Below are 16,967 nucleotides of genomic sequence, written 5' to 3'. Positions count from 1 at the left end.
CGTCATGCTTCCGATCTTTGTCTCTGTCGTTCTTGCTCTGTCGTCAGTTGCTGCGGTCGCCCAGGATGCTTCGGCCCGCACCGTGCAGTATCACTCGCAGGACATCGTTCCGATTCACGCCAAGCTCAAGTACACGACGCTGATCCAGGTTCCTCCCACTGAGAAGATCATGGAGGCGGCGACCGGCGACAAGGATTTCTGGGTCGTCGATGTAGTGGGCAACTTTTGCTTCGTTCACCCGGCAAAGGTCGGCATCAGCTCCAACCTCAATCTCATCACCGACAAGGGCAACATCTATTCGTTCACCTTGCAGGACGTGTCCGGTACTGCGGAAGCGCCCGACTTGAAGGTGTTGATCCAGCCTGCTGATAAGTCTTCCATTGTCGCTTCCTCCGGCCCTGCTCAGTATGTCCCTGCCGCTCAACTGGAACAGACGAAGCAGCAGGTCGAAGCCTTGCAGTCACACGTCACCCAGGCCGTGGATGAGTACAAGAGCGCCTATCCGATGCAATTGAAGTTCGACTATGCGTACAAGGCGAACGAGGCCCCGTTCGATATTCAGTCGATTTATCACGACGACAAGTTCACCTACATCAAGACGAATGCCCCGGAGAAGTTCTCGGTCTACGAGATGAAGGACGGTAAACCGAACCTCATCACCTACGATCTCCGCGACGGGACGTACATCATCCCGAAGGTGATGGATTCTGGGTACGTCGAACTGGGCAAGAAGCGCATGGACTTCACACGCAAGGGCTAATTCAGGGCTTTAAGAGAGGAGCGTTCGATATGGCAGAGCAGACCGACGATCCGCAAATTCAGGGCCAGCCCCATGCCGAGCCGGGGTTGTCGAAGAACGCCTTCGTGCCCAGAGGCGTTCTCCAGAAGAACATCAAGTTGTTTGTCTATCTCGGCGCAGCCTTGCTTGTGATCCTTGCTGCCCTTGCCAGTTCGCACACCAAAACAACGCCCGCGCAACAGGCGGCGGCACGGCATGAACCTCCGCAGCCGAACTTGCAGGACAACACGGATAACAACGTGCAGGACCTGAAGAACCAGCTTGCCGCCGAGCGGCAGAAGCAGCGTGACCAGGCGGCGGCAGCCCAAGCGGCGGGGATCGACCCCGCGCTTTCCAACGCGACGCCCGCTCAGCGGGCGGCTGTAGCCGGGTACAGCCCGAATGGGCAAGCCGTCCCATGCCTTCCCGGACAAACCTGTCCGCCGCAGGGGTACGGTCAACAGGCAGGCGGCGGTCAATCGCAGATGACCCCTGAGCAGGAAGCGGCGCAGCAACTCGCTGTGAAAGAGCGCGAAAAAGCCTTCGAGTCGCGGTTCTCTTCGAATCTTGCGTACTCGCGTCCAGCCGATCCGCTGCCGCAACGTGCCGAAGAGGAGCGCGGGACTTCTATGCCGACAGGCTATGCCCCCGGTGCCCAGCAACAGGAAAGCAGCTTGCTTGCTTCCCGTGCAGCGGGTGAGCAACGGAATACCCAGACCGGACAGGCTGCGATCAAGCACGGCCCCGAGGTGAACATCGACTCGGCTACTGGACAACCTTATGTGATTTATGAAGGGCTGACAATGGACACGGTCTTGATGAATCGGTTGGACGGTGATGCCGTTGGCCCGGTCAAGGTGCTCGTCTCGAATCCTGTCTACTCACACGACCACCAGCACGTCCTCATCCCTGACGGGACGATTGTGCTGGGAGAGGCGAAGAAGATTGGCTCGTCAGGCTTCGGCCAGCAACGCCGAATGTCCGTGACCTTCCACCGGATGATTATGCCGGATGGTTATTCCGTGGACCTCGACCAGTTCCACGGTCTCGACCAGATCGGCGAGGAGGGTCTGAAAGATAAGGTCAATAACCACTACCTAGAGATCTTTGGAACTTCAATTGCTCTGGGCATCATCGCCGGAGCTGGCGTAATTACCCAGGGCGGCGGCACCATTTCTACCAGCGGCTCACAGGCATTCACCACTGGGGCCGCCGGCAGCGTGTCTCAGTCGGCAACCAGCATTCTTGACCGCTTCATTCAGATTCCGCCAACGATAACCATCCGCGAGGGCCATCGCATCAAAGTTTACTTTACGCAGGATATGTTGCTGCCTGCGTACAGCAACCACACGATAGCCCAATCGTTCTAGGAGGATGTCCATGCAGAGAAAGTTCATTGTCGCTGCTTTCGCTATTTCAATTCTGGCCTCTAATGGATGTGAAAGCCACCAAGCAAAAATCGATGCACTTCAGAAGGAGTATGACGGCCTCGAAGCGCAATTTAGGAAAGATTGCAGTGCAGAGTATTTCAAGGTTCCACCTACGCTAAGCCCCAAGTGTTCCGAGGAAGACAAGAGAACTAAAGAAGCATGGGCGCGGCTACAGGTCGAGCACGCCAAGCAATAACCCGAGAGGAGAAGATAGGGATGAAATCACTCTTTGTTGCAGCTCTCGCGATGGCAACAGCCGCACCGATAGCACACGCTCAGTTCGGTTCCGGGATCGTCTACGATCCAACCCAATCAGCCCACGCAGCCCAACAGATCCTCCAGACGAATCAGCTTTATACAATCACGCTGAAGACGACTCAGAACGTGATTGGAGCCTACAATCTCGCGCAACGCATGGCGAACCTTCCGCAATCGCTTTACACTTCCTATACGAATCTAGGGCGTCAGCAATGGACCGTTCTCACGCGACCCGCTAACACCTATGGGAACTCGCTATCGTGGATGAACGCTGCTTCTACCGGATACGGCGCATTGTCGGCGAACCAAACCGCGAGTGTGCAACGTACCGCCCAGATTTCGAGGTACAACTCACTAAGTCCGCAGGGGCAACAGGTAATTGCCGCGCAGGGTGCAACCGTCGATCTATCAGATGCGGCAAACACGACAAGTCTACAGACGGTTGGGACAATCCGGGCGAACTCCATCCAGCGAGAAACCGATATCAGTCAGCTTGAAGCGGCCAGTCACTCGACTGATCCGGCCCAGCATACCGAAATGGCAACGCTACAGCGCATCAACCAGGCGCTCTTGATTGAGTTGCGAACTCAGCAGGAAACCAACCAAATGATTCAGGCGCCGGCATTGCAGCAAATTGTGGGGCAAAAAGTCCAACAGGACAACCTCAAGTCCCTCTTTCAAACGGGTAACGGTTATCAACAGACATTCAATGCTGTTACGCCGCAGCAGACAAGCGCGGGAACACAGTGGGCGTTTCACTACTGATCGAAGGGAGCGACCGGCATGGACTTCCTCATTCTCATTAAGAACGGCTGCGAAAATCTGACCGCGACGGTCGCTCCCTCCGTAGACTCTCTGGGGGTGCATATGGTTCTATCGATCGCAACCATCATGCTTGTCTGGTTTGGAGTACAGGAAGCCCTCGCCTCTGCCCAGGGAAGTGCGGGCTTCAGTATGGCGAAGTTCTTAAACTTTTTCGTGCTGATTACCTTCGCCTATTGCTTTGTAAAGTTCTATGACAGCAGCATCCCCGGTATCGGGTACTCGCTCAAAGGCTTCGTCAGCGGCGGTACTAGCAGTCTCGTCGATTACATTGGCCATGACTCAACTGACGAAGTGCAGACCGCCATTCACACCGCACTGGGCAAAGTGGGAACACTTTCTCCGTCATTGACCGAACCATATACTCTTCTCTGCACTTACACGGTACAGATCATCCTTACCGTTCTAACTGCCATCATTGGGGTCATCATTGCCTACGGTGCAATCGGGGCAACGATCATCGGGCTTTTAGGGCCTGTGTTTATCCCATGGATGGTCTTCGACAAGACGGAGTTCCTGTTCTGGGGTTGGCTCAGGGCTTTCCTCAGTTTCGAGTTCTATAAGGTTGTTGTCGCAGCCACAATGAGCGTGATGAGCCACTTGCTGATCACCTATCTGACCAGTGGAGCGATGAACGTAGATGCCCCTCAGAGACTCATTACGCTAATGCCGGGGCTGCTCATGCTGTGCTTCGTAGCTGGTTTCATCCTGCTCAAGATTCCCGCCATGACTGCGTCTCTCTTCTCCGGTCACACTGGCGGACATGATGCTGGCATGGGAATGATGACAGGGATGGTAACTGCGGGACTGTTGAAGTAAACGGAGGATGAATATGGCGACAGCAATAAAGGCGTCTCCCGAGATCACTCGTGCAGCGGAACGCTATATGGAGCAGTACGGCGATTCGTTGGTGATGAACACCTATCTCAAGGTAACGATTCTCGTGCTGGGCATGGTCTGTCTCACGCTGTCGGGACTTGTCTATAAAAGTCAGAAAGCCCTCGCTGCCATCCATCCGATGATCGTGAGAATCAACGATGTGGGCCGGGCCGAAGCGATCGACTATCGCAACTTTCAGTACCGGCCCCAGGAAGCCGAGAACAAGTATTATCTGACCCGCTGGGCCGAACTGTACTTCACCCGCAATCGCTTCACCATCGAGCGCGATCAAACCAGCGCTCTCTACTTCCTCAATGGTGACGTTCAGCGTGCCGTGATCGAGAAGGAGCGGAACGACAACATCATCCTGACCTATCGGAACGACAGCACTCTTCCTTACGTCGATGTAGAAGTGAAGAGCGTCGTGCTTGACGACCTTCGGCAGTCGCCTTATGCGGCACGGATCGAGTTCGAGAAGGTATTCACGAACCCGGCGGATCATACCGAACTCAAACGGGAGCGATGGACTGCCAGCGTGACCTATGTCTTTCGCGAGAACGTGAAAAACAACGAACTGGCCGTTGACCCTCTTGGTTTGACCATCGTGCGATTCCGGGCCGACCAGGCGTTCAGCTAAGAATTTATCGACTTTCACAGAGGCTCACAGATGTCCAAAGTTGCTGCCAATCCGGCTGCTTTACCCCACCTGTGCCTGTGCAGGGTCTTCGCGGCGAACCCAAGCCCGAAGCCATGCGATAACGGTGGCGAAAGGCCATCCTTCCGGAGAGTTCATGGTCGCTCGAATGTCGCTGCAGCTGCGGCAAACTTCCGCAGCCAGAGAGTGGATGAGAACTATGTTCCCGTATGTGTCTGCCGTTCTGTATCCCGCCTTTTGCAGGTCACTGCTTCGGGGCCTATCCGGCGCCCTGCGGCAACTCGCTCTTCTGCTTCGGCTACGCCGCCCTGCGGGTTACGGTTTCCGTTCCGGACCCTCCGTAAATGCAGAGCTTCGGCACTTGGGAGCCGGGCCCACTTCGCTATTTAGTGCCCCGAGCAAGTTCGGGAAATTCAACAAACGGAGACACGACCATGTACCAGAACAAAGTAACCCTCATCGGCTTCCTCGGCAACGACGCAGAAGTTCGCGCCAACAACGAGCGCAGCTTTACAACCCTCTCGCTGGCAACCAAGTCCTCCTACAAGAAGGATGGCAAGTACATCTCGCACACCGAATGGCACCGTTGCATCGTCTTCGGCAAGCTCTCGGAGTTCGCCAAAACCCTCACCAAGGGCGCGCATATCCAAGTGGAAGGCGAGTTACGGAGCCGGGAGTACGACAGCAAGAAGACGGACACCAAGCAGCGCATCTGGGAGATCAAGGTCGATTCAATCCTGAAGCTCGACCGCGCAGAGAAGGCAACCCCGGAAGACCAGGAGCAGCACGAACTCAACCTTGAGGAAGAGGCCGCTTAGGCCTCTTGTTCTTTACCCCCGGAAGCCTGGCTACACGCTGGGCTTCCATCTCTGTGAGGTCCCGCTATGAGTTTCGAGTTGATCCTTCCGTTCCTTCGCCCCATAGAGCCGCTGTTGCTCGACGACAGTGTTAGCGAGATCATGGGCAATCCCGATTCCTCATGGTGGTATGAGCGCGATGGGATCATGCGACGTGAAGAGACGGTTTCCTTCGACGCCGGCAGGCTTCGCACCGGCCTCGAAGTGATCGCCAATCAACTTGGCAAGAGGCTCGACGAAGACAACCCCGTCCTCCACGCGCAGCTCCCTGACGGGAGCAGGCTTGCGGCGGTCATTCCTCCGGTCGTGCGGCCTTCGCCCGCGCTCATCGTTCGGAAGTTCCCCAGCCGTCATTACACGGTCGATGACCTGATCGCTCGCGGCACGCTGACGCAGCCGCTCTCTGAAGTGCTTTCAGAGTACATTCGCAACGGGAAGACCGTGCTCATCAGCGGCGGAACTTCTACCGGCAAGACGACGATCCTCCGTGTCCTTGCGAACGCCATCCCCGAGGATCAGCGCATAGTCGTCATCGAAGATACGTCGGAGCTTCATATTCGCAAACCGAACATGCTGGCGGTCGAATGTCAGACCGATACGTTCAAGGCAAGCATCTCCTTCGACGATCTTCTCAAGTCCGCTCTCCGCTGGAGACCGGACCGAATCATCCTTGGCGAAGTGCGCGGTATGGAGGCGCGGACGCTGCTCGATTCGCTCAACACTGGCCATGCTGGTTCGCTTGCTACGATCCACGCGAACTCCGCAGAGAAGGCTCTGCATCGTTTCGCCAATCTCGTCATGCGGAATCACGCGCAGACGACCTTCTCCGACACCGAGGCAGAGATCGCAGAAGCGGTCGATTTCGTTATCCATGTCGAGCGGCAGCCAGGGCGCCGCGTCATCCGCGAAGTGCTGGCGCTTCGCGGGTACGACCGTGACGCCAAGCGCTTCCTTATCGAGCCCGTCTTCGAGGTGCAGGCATGAAGACTATTGCCAACGTCTTCCTCACCCGTTGTTTCGCTCCGAGCGAGACGATTGCGCTCCTGCTTCGCCGCGAATCTGCGGCTTCTACACTCCAGCGGATCGTTCCTCTGGAGCGTGCTCTAGCGCCTCGTTACCTCGGCTGGCTTGCTCATCAGAATACGGAAGGCTTCAACATCTATGTCGCTGCCAACCCGCTCCGCTCTGGCAGCCGGAGGCGCACCAAAGAGAACATCGCCGCCATTCGCCACCTATATATAGATATCGATGTAAACGGGGAGGCCCGACTCGCTGCACTTCGGAACTCTAATCTAGTACCGACGCCAACGGCTATTCTCTCTACCTCAAGTGGCAAGTATCAGGTGCTTTGGCGGGTCGAAGGCTTCGACTTCGATGTCCAAGAGGCCACGCTCAAGCTGATTGCTATCGCCTTCGGCGGCGATCCCGCCTGCACGGATTGCAACCGTGTCCTTCGCCTACCAGGATTTTCGAATTGCAAGTATGATCCCGCGCAAACGGTCACTATCGAATACTTCTCCGACGCCACATGGAACCCAAAGGACTTCCGCCTGCACGTTCTGCCAGAGGCCGCCGTACTACCTCGCCCGACCGTGCATCACATTCGTCCCGATATGCAGACCGCTTCCGAGCACGATTGGGCCTGGGTTGTGGATGAGCTTGCCCACGGCACGGACGCGGTGATGCTGTCGGATCTGCTCGCTTTACGTCGCGAAGATAAACCGAATCCCCGGTATTACGCGCAACGGACGGTAGATATGGCTTCCGCTCGTCTTTGGCTGCTGGAAGGCACAACCGTATCAGATGTCATCACGATGCTTGAAAGCCGCCGCCGTTGCGAGATCCCCGCCGCACATTGCTGCGCTCGTGCGCGGGAGATTGCAGCCACCGCGCAGCGGATGATTGGCCGCAGAAAGTTTGCTTGAAACCTACCTCAAAGGAGAACCAATATGCCGTTACTTGAAATCACCCAATCCCGTCAGATCAGCGCTTCCGTCCGGTTAGACGAAGCAACTGCCGCCCAGGTCGATCAGTACGCCACCTTCATCCACGCATCGGCGGATGACGTAGTAAATAAGGCTCTCAACTATGTCTTTGTGAAGGACCGTGATTTCCAGGACTTTTTGAAGAGTCCGCAGGCAAAGCAAGTTTCCTCTACCCTTCGCATCCGTAAAGCTCCTGCGACTGTTGAAGCTGTCGATTCTGCACGGGTGTTGAAGGCATGATCCGCCATGCAATTCCGGGATGGAGGAAGAACGGTGCTCCGCACCGGAAGAATTATGACACTCCATCCCTTGAAGGGTTGGCGTTCGCTACCAAACGATAGCGCCCGTTACCGGAAACAGAATGACCAACTTACAAAGTTGCGATAGCACTCGCTACCTTTCGGTATCGTCCGCTATAGCTTCCTAAGCGAGGGAATCATGGCTGGAAATAGCGCACTCGCAGAACAAAACGAAGAGGTTTGTCGCCCTTCTGTAAAGAGTCGACAGATCGGTGTCCGTGTCACGGAGATGGAGTACGCTGCGCTCGAAAGAGAGGCGTGGCGGACGGGGCACAAGGTCGGCGACTGGGCACGAGAGCAGTTGCTGGAGCGAATGAATCGGGCGGAGGACGACCGCATCTCCGCCCATGTATTCACCGAGCTTGTCGGCCTGCAAATGCTGCTCATGGGCAGCTTCTCCCATTTGCTGCAGGGCCAGACACTAACGGCGGAACAGTGTCAGGAGCTTGCGAAGAATGTGCAGTCTGGCAAAGCCAAACGTGCCAAGGAACTGCTCGCTCAGCGCCTGAAACAGGAGGACAGATAGTCATGGCAAACGTCGAGAAGTGGGGCAGAAAAGAATCCGTCATCTGGCCGCCGCGCGGCTTTTATAACACCTATGGGGCGATCTTTATAGGACTCGTCCTCATGGGCTTCCTGATCTACCTGCGCTTTCAGTTTGGGATGAAGCCGCTTGAGCGTTACTACCTTCCGTACTATGTCCGCTCCGTCGCCAGCATCCGGCCCATGGCGAAGTATCAGCTTCTCTTCGTGAGCAATGGAAAGGAGTCTCGCTTTGCGAGTCTTGCTGATACCGAGGATGGGTCTACGGCCCAGCCCGACGGGAAGCCCATTGCCCTCCAGGTCTCCAAGCTGGCGAGTCAACAAGGGTACGACCGGTTATGGCGTGAGCCTGAACGGATGTATGTGAACACGCCACTGCACACCTTCTTCTCACAGCAGGTCTACAGCGGCGACGATCTCTGGCGGTTATTCTCCACGCAGGTGTATTTCGGTGGAATTGCCATCCTCCTTATGCTCCCGTTTGCTCTCCCGAAGGACATCAACCGTCGCAAGGAACTCCGCTATGGACGACGATTGAAGGGACCAAATCTCGTCACCGCTAAGGAGTTCAATGATGCGATCCACGGCGACGGCATCGGCATCAAGACCGATGACATGGACGAGTTGCTGTGCATTCCGGCACTGGCCGAGAACCAGCACATTCTTGTCATTGGAGACACCGGTTCCGGCAAATCGAGCTGCATTCGTCAGTTGGCGTTCCGCATCCAGGAGCGCGGCGAATGTGCCGTCATCTTTGATCCGGCAGGCGAGTTCATCCGCCAGTTTTACAACGAGAAGCGACACGATGTCGTGCTCAATCCCCTTGACGAAAGGATGCCGTACTGGAATCCGGCAGAGGAGGTAGACGATGAGGCCGAGGCCCTGACGCTTGCAACTTCTTTCTACCAGCCAGACAAAATCCCCAACCAGTTCTTCGTTGAAAGTCCGCAGAAAATCTTTGCCTACCTGATTAGCCGAGAACCGAAGCCGACGCCGGAAGACTTGATCGAATGGATGGCAAGCAAGGACAAGATCGAGGCACGGCTGGAGGATACCGAGCATTCGATTCTTGTCGATCGGACGGCAGGCCCGCAGCGTGTTGGCGTGCTGAGTTCGCTGAATAAGATTGCGACGACTCTGAGAATGCTCCCGACTCTGAAGGAAGCCGGGAACCGTCAGTGGAGCGCGAGATCATGGTGTGAGAATCGTGACGGCTGGATATTTCTGACCTCCACCGTCCAGACACACGAAGCCATCCGCCCCCTGCATTGCGTTTGGCTCGATATGCTCATCCTGCACCTGCTGGGAACGCGGAACAAAGACCAGAAACGTGTGTGGTTTTTCATTGATGAGATGGCCAGCTTGCAGCGGCTTCCCCAGTTGCATACAGCCTTGACGCAGAATCGGAAATGCGAAAATCCCATCGTGCTCGGCTTTCAGGGGCGCAGCCAGCTTGAGACTCGCTACGGTCACGATGCGGAGGCGATGCTGTCGCAGCCCGCGACCAAGATTTTCTTCAGGACGGATGAACCGGAGGCGGCGAAATGGATCTCCGACAACCTTGGCGAGATAGAAATTGAGCGGCTCAAGGAAACCCATTACGACGGCAGCCGCGCTGGGAAGAACTTCACGTTGGAACGCCTCCGAGAAGCGATGGTCATGCCATCTGAGATCCAGGGCCTTCCCGATCTGAATGCGTTTCTCAAGTACGGCAACCACATCGCGCGCTTCTCCATGCCGTTCGTGAAGCTCGATGACAAGTTCGATGACTTCCGTCCGCGCAAGAAGCGCAAGATCGATCCGGCGAAACCGCCGACAGCGCCCACATCGAAGGACAAAGAAGCCTGCCCGGAGACTGATATCGAGTCATCTGCGGACGACCTCGGGATGCAGGTGTCCTAACCGCTATGCTGACCATCTCCAAAGCACTTTCGGCTGGACAAGCGCAGTCCTATCACGCCAAGGAGTTCACTGCGAAGGAGCAGAGCTATTGGGCGCAGGGGAACACTGTGCAGGGGGAATGGCAGGGACGCTTAGCGGAGCAATATGGTCTAACCGGAGCGGTCAGCGTAGAGGGCTTCGCAAAATTGAGCCAAGGCCAGCATCCGCAGACAGAGCAGCAGCTTGTCCGTCACCGGACAGCCTATGAGTACGAGGATGACCGAGGAAAAGCGGTCAAAGCAATGGAGCACCGCGCCGGTTGGGACGCTACCTTTTCCGCTCCCAAGTCTGTTTCGCTGACGGCCCTCGTGGGTGGCGATGACCGTGTTCGTGAAGCGCATCGTGAGAGTGTGCGTGTTGCCTTGGGCCAGTTAGAGCACTATACCCAGGCGCGAATCGGGGGCAATCATCCGGCGGAGACAACAGGCAAGTTCATCGCCGCCAAGTTCGAGCACGACACCGCGCGGCCCGTCGAGGGCTATGCAGCGCCGCAGCTCCATACCCATGCTGTGATCTTCAACGTAACCGAGCGCGAAGATCGTCAGAGCCGCGCTCTTCAGGAGCGTGCGCTCTTCCAAACCCAGCAGTTTGCGACGGCGGTCTATCAATCGGAACTGACCTATCGCCTAACGCGGATGGGCTATGAATTGGGGACGGGCCGAAGCGGCGCGCCCGAGATCAAGGGATACACGCAGGAGTATCTTGACGCCTCCAGTCCTCGCAGTCAGCAGATTCGGGAGTATCTGGAATCGACCGGGCGCAATAGCAAGGAGGCGGCTGAGATTGCCGCGCATTCCACGCGGGATCGTAAGGAGATACTGACGCCACAGGAGGTTCTCGCCGCCCACCGGCAGCTCGGAGCGGACTTCGGGAATCAGGCCGACGTGGTCGTCAAGGCAGCCCGCGAACGCGCCCTGCATTTGGACCCGCTTAGCAACAGTACGCTGAGGGCGCAGGAGGCAGTTACGTTCGCCCGAGATAAGAACTTTGAGCGCGAGGCTGTCGTGGACGAACGCCTCTTGATGCGTGATGCGCTCCGTAGAGGAATGGGCGAAGTGCCCTATGCGCTCGTGCGCGGCAATCTTGAATCGCGTCATGCCGCTGGGGAGTTCTCCACCATTGACGGTAGGCCTCATCAAACAGGCCGACAGCTCACAACGGCCCAGGCCATAGCTGCCGAGAATGACATCATTCGTCAGATGCGAAATGGACAGAACCAGCTCGAACCGATCCTGTTGAGTAGGGACGCGCTTGCCCTGACGGAGCGGCACGCTCACCTCAATCGCGGGCAGCAGGAGGTCGTCAAAGAAGTGCTGACCTCCCACGACCGGGTGCAGGGAATTCAGGGAGTCGCCGGGGCCGGTAAAACGACCGCACTTGAGGTCGTCCGTGCGGGGGCGGAGTTCGCCGGGTATCAGGTCGAAGGCTTCGCGCCGACCTCCCGCGCTGCCAAGCAGCTTGAGGAGGCCGGCATTCACTCAGGGACGTTGCAGGGTTTTCTTGCACGGGGGCAGCAAGAACAGGAAATGCTAGAAAAGCGCCTGTACTTCATGGACGAATCAAGCCTCGCCAGCACCAACCAGGTGCGTGATTTTCTGAGCCGTCTTGGCCCCCAGGATCGCGTCATCCTTATAGGAGATACACGCCAGCACCAGGCGGTCGAGGCTGGCCGTCCGTTCCAGCAGTTACAGGATGCCGGAATGAATACCGCGAAACTTGACCAGATCGTCCGCCAGAAAGACCCGGAGCTAAAGACTGCCGTGGAACAGCTTGCCGTGGGTAACGTGGCTGGCGGTATAGAAGCGTTGACGAGACAAGGGCGAGTGCAGGAAATCGGAGATTCGCGGGAACGAGTTCAGGCCATCGCCAAGGACGATGCCAAGCACCCAGAGAACACCCTGATCGTTTCGCCGGACAACGCCTCGCGCCGCGACTTGAACCAAGCCGTGCGACAGGAATTACAAACCAAGGGTGTTGTCGATACAGTCGATCATGCCTTGCGAGTGCTCATTCCGCGCCAGGACCTGACAGGCGCTGATCGGCAGTGGGCCGAGCGCTACAACGCGGACGACATTCTGCGCTACTCACGCGGGAGTGCGGCGCTCGATATAGAAGGCGGCAGCTATGCTCGCGTCGTCTCCACAAACCCAAAGGAAAATCTTGTTACCGTAGAGAAAGACTCCGGTGAGCAGGCGACCTACGACCCAAAGCGTCTCGCGGGAGTGAGCGTCTATCGGGAGATCGAACGAGAATTCGCGGTTGGCGACCGCATTCAGTTCACGGCTCCCGACAAGGAACTGGGCGTCTCGAATCGAGAACTGGGAACCATCAAGCAGATTGCCGATGGTCTAATATCCGTCTCTCTCGATAGCGGCAAGACGGTTGACTTCGACCCGTCCTCCAGCCGCCACTTCGATCACGGCTATGCGGTCACAAGCCACAGCTCTCAAGGTCTAACGGCGGATCGGGTGCTCGTTAACATCGACACTACCAGCCATCCAGATCTCATCAACTCTCGCTTCGCCTATGTCTCGGTTTCCCGCGCACGGTTCGACGCCGAGATTTACACGAACGACGCTTCGAGCTTGACCAGAAACCTCAGCAGCGATGTTTCCAAATCGTCAGCGATCGAATTTACCCATGTCAACGCCCCGTCTCAGGGCCTCTCTATATAGACCAATGGAATCCGGACTTAGGCACGATTCCACAGCGGATCTTTACGCGAATAAAGGGTACGAAGTGTTTCACATTTGTAGTGATACCTCCCGCCCGAAGTCAGAACGCTGCAGCTTGAATCGGCTAAGTGAAGTAGATCGCAAGCAAGACGGTACCATCAAAATAGCACCTTGCAAATATGAAGCGACATGGCATAATTACAAGGTATGATTGCAAGGCTGGCACAGCCGAAGTTACGTAAACTCCTCCAGCAGTTTCCCGCTGTGGCGCTTCTCGGCCCTCGGCAGGTGGGCAAGACCACCCTCGCACACTCCTTGGCAGATGAGCTTGGACAGCAGGCTCTCTACCTTGATTTGGAGCTTCCCTCCGACCGAGCGAAGCTGACCGACGCCGAACTCTACCTCTCACAGCACGCAGAGCGGCTGGTCATTCTCGACGAGATTCATCGGCTTCCCGGCATCTTCGAGACGCTCCGTAGCCTAATCGACCAGAGACGTCGGAAGGGCAAGCGCAATTGTCACTTCCTGCTTCTCGGCTCTGCCTCTATCGACCTGTTGCAGCAGTCTGCTGAAACCCTTGCTGGACGCATCGCTTACGAAGAGCTCACCCCATTTTCTGTGAGCGAAGTCGCCGCGGCTGGGGTCGGCTCGGCTGATCAGCTTTGGGTGCGCGGCGGCTTCCCAGACAGTTTCCTGGCCGCCAATGACCAGGACAGCTTCACATGGCGTTCTGCCTTCATCCAGACCTACCTTGAACGCGATGTCCCCGCGCTCGGGCCGCGTATCCCAGCGGAGACGCTCCGGCGCTACTGGCAAATGCTCGCGCACAACCAGGGGCAGATGCTTAATGCGGCGCAGCTTGCCAGCGGGCTCGGCGTAAGCGGACATACGGTCGCACGCTACCTCGACATCATGGTGGACTTGCTGCTCGTTCGCCGCCTGCAGCCGTGGTCCACCAACGCAAAGAAGCGGCTGGTTCGTACACCCAAAGTCTATGTGCGGGACACCGGATTGTTGCACGCTCTGCTCGGTATCCGCGATCAGGAGGAGTTGCTGGGGCATCCCGTTGTCGGCGCAAGCTGGGAAGGAATGCTCATCGAGAACATCCTCGATGCACTGCCAGCGACAGCCCGACCTACGTTTTACCGTACTTCAGCGGGAGCGGAGATTGATCTCGTTATCGAGTTCAACGCAAAGGAGCGCTGGGCCCTTGAGGTCAAACGCTCTCTCGGAAATCCTGCTCCAAGCAAAGGCTTTTACATCGGATGTGAAGACATCAAAGCTACGCGGCAGATCGTACTCTATCCAGGGGAGGAGCGATTCAAACTCGATGCTAAGACTGAAGTCATGCCCTTGGAAACGCTCATGAGTTCAGAGTTTGGACTTGGCTTTTCGTGAACGACGCCTCCTCACTTCTGAACACGGAAACATTCGTTAGTATGGCTTTACATTCGTCCTTCACAATTGGTGGTTGAAGATTTGATCGCTTCATCCGCTGTGTGTCACTGAACGCCCGGGCAAGCCAGATTTCGATTCAGACAGGCCACAAAATGCCACGTATTTTGACAATATCGACCAGCAGTTGTTGCCTTCCCTAAAGACGACTCTGTCTGTCTCACATCGGTCCGACTTTCGCGTTGGATATTTCAATCTGCGTGGTTGGCGGCAACTCGACGAACAAATTGAAAGTTGGACCGGCGGCGAAGGCGAGTGTTGCCGTCTCCTGGTTGGGATGCAAACGCTCCCCCAGCAAGAGATCGCCGAGGCCTACGGCATCATCAAGCAGGATGCCGAACTCGATAATCAGACCGCCCTTCGCCTCAAGAAGGCGCTAGCAGAGCAGTTTCGGCTACAGATCTGCTCTCGCAGGCCACCGAAATACTCGACATCCTGCCGTTTCAGCGTGTAGCAGGTAGCGCAGAGGCCCAGGGCGAGGATCTTCTCATTCCCGCAGGGACAGCAAATTGCGGTCTGGACCCCTTTCTTCAAAGCCCTATTCCTTCGTCTTCAGCTTGGAGTCGTTTTCGCGGATGAACGCCTCGATCTCCGGCGCACTCGCCAGGATGCGGAGCCACTGTTCTTTGTAGAGCGTGACCGGAAACCGGCCCATGCCGTACAGAGAGAGGCCGCCTTTCTCGCTCACCTTCAAAGTGAGGCCGCCCTTGTCTTTGCTCTTGAGTTGGGCATTCTCAGCCCGCAGGCGCTCCAACTCCGCTTGCATCTCCGATTCGCTCATCGTTTCCTCCTCCGGTTCCCTGCATACAATTCATTTTGCAAGCTTGCCAGCCCCCGCTATTTGACCGGAACATACCGATATAGCGTATCCCGACTAATGCCCGCACTCTCGACTCTAAGGCGTCATCACTGGTCTCGAGCCTGTTGTGTGTCGATTGCCTTCTGATTGACTGCTGGGATTACGTAGAGGTGATCCAAGATGTATCTGATTAGCGCGTCAAGGTATGGGACATCTTCTGGCAGAAGGGCGCCGAGGTCGGCGTGCGCTGCTACGTTTCGCAGTCCAGTTGCGCCTTCTACTGCACTGAGATTCTCCTGATTAACCAAAATCGACAAGCGCTTCCCTAGAAAGATCGGACTACCGTTTGGACGATGACTACCAATCCTCTTATCTGTACAGATGGCGTCTAACACTCGTCCCAGCAAGGCTGCGTATCCATTCGGATTGCGTCTGCGCTCCTTCAAAGCAGCGCCATATTCCGCTGCGACTGTGGTCGGCAGGCCATCAGGAACCAGGATCGGCTCTGGATATAAAACTTCCATCTCCTCAGGTTCACCATCATGCGTGAATACCCTGTCGAAACTGGCCCGCTTGCATACAGAACAGATCGACATACGGTGAACCCATCCACGTTGAATTGAATTCTCGGCCATGCCCCACGGCGTCTCTTGCCCAAAATCGTAGGTCTCTACCCGCGAGAAATCCTGAGCGACAACAGTAAAGGGAGCAGTGTTGCCACAGTACCCACACTCCAAACGACCAATCTCGTACGTTTCATGCACAGGTATTCCACCTCAGGTCGTCATTAAGGCTCAAGTGTATCGCCTGTTATCCGCTGACTCTAAATTGCCAACGTACTCAGTAGCCGCATAGATGCATTAGGACGAAGCCATTCGCAAGGTGATGCGAGGCTATAGTTCCTGATTTGGTGCTCCCTCAAGCCACTCATCTATGAGTTGCTGAGAGCCACTTTCACTGTTTCGCAAAGGAGTTAATGTGGCCGTCATCGTAAGGGGCTTCCAATTTGAGGCATTGGTTTTGAAGTCCCCGTAATACCGAACATCTGTCACTCGCCTAAAATGACGGAACCAGACACCTATCTCAGGAACCGGTGTCGAACGTAGTTGTATGGACCAGCAACTCGCGCTAGAGCGAATGGATAGTGGTGGCTGAAAATCAGGACGTGATCACCTTCGATCATCTCGTGAGCGAATGCCCACTGGTTCTTTTCTTCCGGGGGCAGTTCCTCATATTTCGCTCGGCACAGATCCCCGACGTCCCACTTAAAATCTAAACCCACGAACCCGGCACTTAGGCTCTCGGCTGCATGACGGGCCGAGCCACCCGGGAAGTTTGGATGAAGCTGCATTCTCCATGAGGTCATTGCTAAAACTCACGCTACTTTCAGATTTTTCAGACCAGGCGGTTTCCCGACCCATTCACTCTACCAGAGACGATACGGCACCAGAAGGAGGTGAGCTTAGCTACTCACTACAGGTGGATGAGACTGAAAATCCAGCGTTTTCTTAGCGTAAGTGGATTTGTTGATAGAGGAAAATCGACGATCGATGTCCAGGATGCTCAACTCGAGCAATCAGTTCGATGTTGT

Annotated in this window: 17 protein-coding genes; 15 read left to right on the top strand and 2 right to left on the bottom strand. The window is 56.2% G+C overall.

Translation table 11 applies throughout. The features are described 5' to 3' along the window. Window positions 1–4: 4 nt before the first annotated feature. The 15 genes from RBB82_RS14630 to RBB82_RS14560 all read left to right on the top strand — a co-directional run bounded on the left by RBB82_RS14630 (window position 5) and on the right by RBB82_RS14560 (window position 15,031). Window positions 5–760, top strand: coding sequence for a TrbG/VirB9 family P-type conjugative transfer protein (locus RBB82_RS14630; protein WP_433971398.1), 756 nt, complete (start codon window positions 5–7; stop codon window positions 758–760). Between the two features lie 29 nt (window positions 761–789). Next, window positions 790–2,148 carry a TrbI/VirB10 family protein gene (locus tag RBB82_RS14625; protein ID WP_433971397.1) on the top strand — a complete coding sequence of 453 codons (1,359 nt, stop codon included), beginning with the start codon at window positions 790–792 and terminating at the stop codon, window positions 2,146–2,148. 10 nt (window positions 2,149–2,158) lie between these two features. Further along, window positions 2,159–2,404, top strand: coding sequence for a hypothetical protein (locus RBB82_RS14620; RefSeq protein ID WP_433971395.1), 246 nt, complete (start codon window positions 2,159–2,161; stop codon window positions 2,402–2,404). Between the two features lie 20 nt (window positions 2,405–2,424). Then, entirely contained in the window at window positions 2,425–3,231 is an 807-nt protein-coding gene (locus RBB82_RS14615; RefSeq protein ID WP_433971393.1) for a hypothetical protein, read from the top strand. Between the two features lie 18 nt (window positions 3,232–3,249). Beyond that, the gene (locus tag RBB82_RS14610) at window positions 3,250–4,107 is read left to right on the top strand and encodes a type IV secretion system protein (protein ID WP_433971391.1); all 858 of its coding nucleotides are present in this window, start codon (window positions 3,250–3,252) and stop codon (window positions 4,105–4,107) included. 13 nt (window positions 4,108–4,120) lie between these two features. Next, window positions 4,121–4,804 carry a VirB8/TrbF family protein gene (locus RBB82_RS14605; protein WP_433971389.1) on the top strand — a complete coding sequence of 228 codons (684 nt, stop codon included), beginning with the start codon at window positions 4,121–4,123 and terminating at the stop codon, window positions 4,802–4,804. Window positions 4,805–5,256: 452 nt separating this feature from the next. Continuing rightward, on the top strand, window positions 5,257–5,640 hold the full coding sequence (locus RBB82_RS14600; RefSeq protein WP_433971387.1) for a single-stranded DNA-binding protein: 384 nt from the start codon (window positions 5,257–5,259) through the stop codon (window positions 5,638–5,640). A gap of 66 nt (window positions 5,641–5,706) precedes the next feature. Continuing rightward, window positions 5,707–6,663, top strand: a complete 957-nt coding sequence (locus tag RBB82_RS14595) for a CpaF family protein (RefSeq protein ID WP_433971385.1) — start codon at window positions 5,707–5,709, stop codon at window positions 6,661–6,663. Next, window positions 6,660–7,604, top strand: a complete 945-nt coding sequence (locus RBB82_RS14590) for a DNA-primase RepB domain-containing protein (RefSeq protein ID WP_433971383.1) — start codon at window positions 6,660–6,662, stop codon at window positions 7,602–7,604. The genes RBB82_RS14595 and RBB82_RS14590 overlap by 4 nt, the downstream gene beginning before the upstream one ends. 24 nt (window positions 7,605–7,628) lie before the next feature. After that, window positions 7,629–7,904 carry a hypothetical protein gene (locus RBB82_RS14585; protein WP_433971381.1) on the top strand — a complete coding sequence of 92 codons (276 nt, stop codon included), beginning with the start codon at window positions 7,629–7,631 and terminating at the stop codon, window positions 7,902–7,904. Window positions 7,905–8,102: 198 nt separating this feature from the next. Further along, on the top strand, window positions 8,103–8,489 hold the full coding sequence (locus RBB82_RS14580) for a plasmid mobilization protein (protein ID WP_433971379.1): 387 nt from the start codon (window positions 8,103–8,105) through the stop codon (window positions 8,487–8,489). A gap of 2 nt (window positions 8,490–8,491) precedes the next feature. Continuing rightward, entirely contained in the window at window positions 8,492–10,408 is a 1,917-nt protein-coding gene (locus tag RBB82_RS14575; RefSeq protein WP_433971378.1) for a type IV secretion system DNA-binding domain-containing protein, read from the top strand. A gap of 5 nt (window positions 10,409–10,413) precedes the next feature. After that, complete coding sequence (mobF, locus tag RBB82_RS14570; protein ID WP_433971377.1) at window positions 10,414–13,122, top strand: MobF family relaxase; 2,709 nt, start codon at window positions 10,414–10,416, stop codon at window positions 13,120–13,122. A gap of 207 nt (window positions 13,123–13,329) precedes the next feature. Continuing rightward, entirely contained in the window at window positions 13,330–14,520 is a 1,191-nt protein-coding gene (locus RBB82_RS14565) for an ATP-binding protein (RefSeq protein WP_433971375.1), read from the top strand. Between the two features lie 187 nt (window positions 14,521–14,707). Beyond that, the gene (locus RBB82_RS14560; protein WP_433971373.1) at window positions 14,708–15,031 is read left to right on the top strand and encodes a hypothetical protein; all 324 of its coding nucleotides are present in this window, start codon (window positions 14,708–14,710) and stop codon (window positions 15,029–15,031) included. 84 nt (window positions 15,032–15,115) lie between these two features. Here the strand turns inward: RBB82_RS14560 and RBB82_RS14555 are convergent, their stop codons facing one another. Both RBB82_RS14555 and RBB82_RS14550 read right to left on the bottom strand, forming a co-directional pair. Continuing rightward, on the bottom strand, window positions 15,116–15,358 hold the full coding sequence (locus RBB82_RS14555) for a hypothetical protein (RefSeq protein ID WP_184224552.1): 243 nt from the start codon (window positions 15,356–15,358) through the stop codon (window positions 15,116–15,118). A 125-nt stretch (window positions 15,359–15,483) separates the two neighbouring features. Continuing rightward, window positions 15,484–15,900 (bottom strand): hypothetical protein, encoded by a 417-nt coding sequence (locus RBB82_RS14550; RefSeq protein WP_433971372.1) that lies wholly within the window; start codon window positions 15,898–15,900, stop codon window positions 15,484–15,486. Window positions 15,901–16,967: the final 1,067 nt, after the last annotated feature.

It is taken from the genome of Tunturiibacter lichenicola (genome assembly GCF_051013355.1).
Classification (GTDB): domain Bacteria; phylum Acidobacteriota; class Terriglobia; order Terriglobales; family Acidobacteriaceae; genus Edaphobacter; species Edaphobacter lichenicola_F.
The sequence above is the reverse complement of the archived record's forward strand: the minus strand, read 5'-3'. Positions and strand labels throughout refer to the sequence as shown.

Bases quoted from the DNA above. Each gene is read 5' to 3' on its own strand.
- RBB82_RS14630 (WP_433971398.1), top strand. From the start codon at position 5: ATGCTTCCGATCTTTGTCTCTGTCGTTCTTGCTCTGTCGTCAGTTGCT.
- RBB82_RS14625 (WP_433971397.1), top strand. From the start codon at position 790: ATGGCAGAGCAGACCGACGATCCGCAAATTCAGGGCCAGCCCCATGCC.
- RBB82_RS14620 (WP_433971395.1), top strand. From the start codon at position 2,159: ATGCAGAGAAAGTTCATTGTCGCTGCTTTCGCTATTTCAATTCTGGCC.
- RBB82_RS14615 (WP_433971393.1), top strand. From the start codon at position 2,425: ATGAAATCACTCTTTGTTGCAGCTCTCGCGATGGCAACAGCCGCACCG.
- RBB82_RS14610 (WP_433971391.1), top strand. From the start codon at position 3,250: ATGGACTTCCTCATTCTCATTAAGAACGGCTGCGAAAATCTGACCGCG.
- RBB82_RS14605 (WP_433971389.1), top strand. From the start codon at position 4,121: ATGGCGACAGCAATAAAGGCGTCTCCCGAGATCACTCGTGCAGCGGAA.
- RBB82_RS14600 (WP_433971387.1), top strand. From the start codon at position 5,257: ATGTACCAGAACAAAGTAACCCTCATCGGCTTCCTCGGCAACGACGCA.
- RBB82_RS14595 (WP_433971385.1), top strand. From the start codon at position 5,707: ATGAGTTTCGAGTTGATCCTTCCGTTCCTTCGCCCCATAGAGCCGCTG.
- RBB82_RS14590 (WP_433971383.1), top strand. From the start codon at position 6,660: ATGAAGACTATTGCCAACGTCTTCCTCACCCGTTGTTTCGCTCCGAGC.
- RBB82_RS14585 (WP_433971381.1), top strand. From the start codon at position 7,629: ATGCCGTTACTTGAAATCACCCAATCCCGTCAGATCAGCGCTTCCGTC.
- RBB82_RS14580 (WP_433971379.1), top strand. From the start codon at position 8,103: ATGGCTGGAAATAGCGCACTCGCAGAACAAAACGAAGAGGTTTGTCGC.
- RBB82_RS14575 (WP_433971378.1), top strand. From the start codon at position 8,492: ATGGCAAACGTCGAGAAGTGGGGCAGAAAAGAATCCGTCATCTGGCCG.
- mobF (WP_433971377.1), top strand. From the start codon at position 10,414: ATGCTGACCATCTCCAAAGCACTTTCGGCTGGACAAGCGCAGTCCTAT.
- RBB82_RS14565 (WP_433971375.1), top strand. From the start codon at position 13,330: ATGATTGCAAGGCTGGCACAGCCGAAGTTACGTAAACTCCTCCAGCAG.
- RBB82_RS14555 (WP_184224552.1), bottom strand. From the start codon at position 15,358: ATGAGCGAATCGGAGATGCAAGCGGAGTTGGAGCGCCTGCGGGCTGAG.
- RBB82_RS14550 (WP_433971372.1), bottom strand. From the start codon at position 15,900: ATGGAAGTTTTATATCCAGAGCCGATCCTGGTTCCTGATGGCCTGCCG.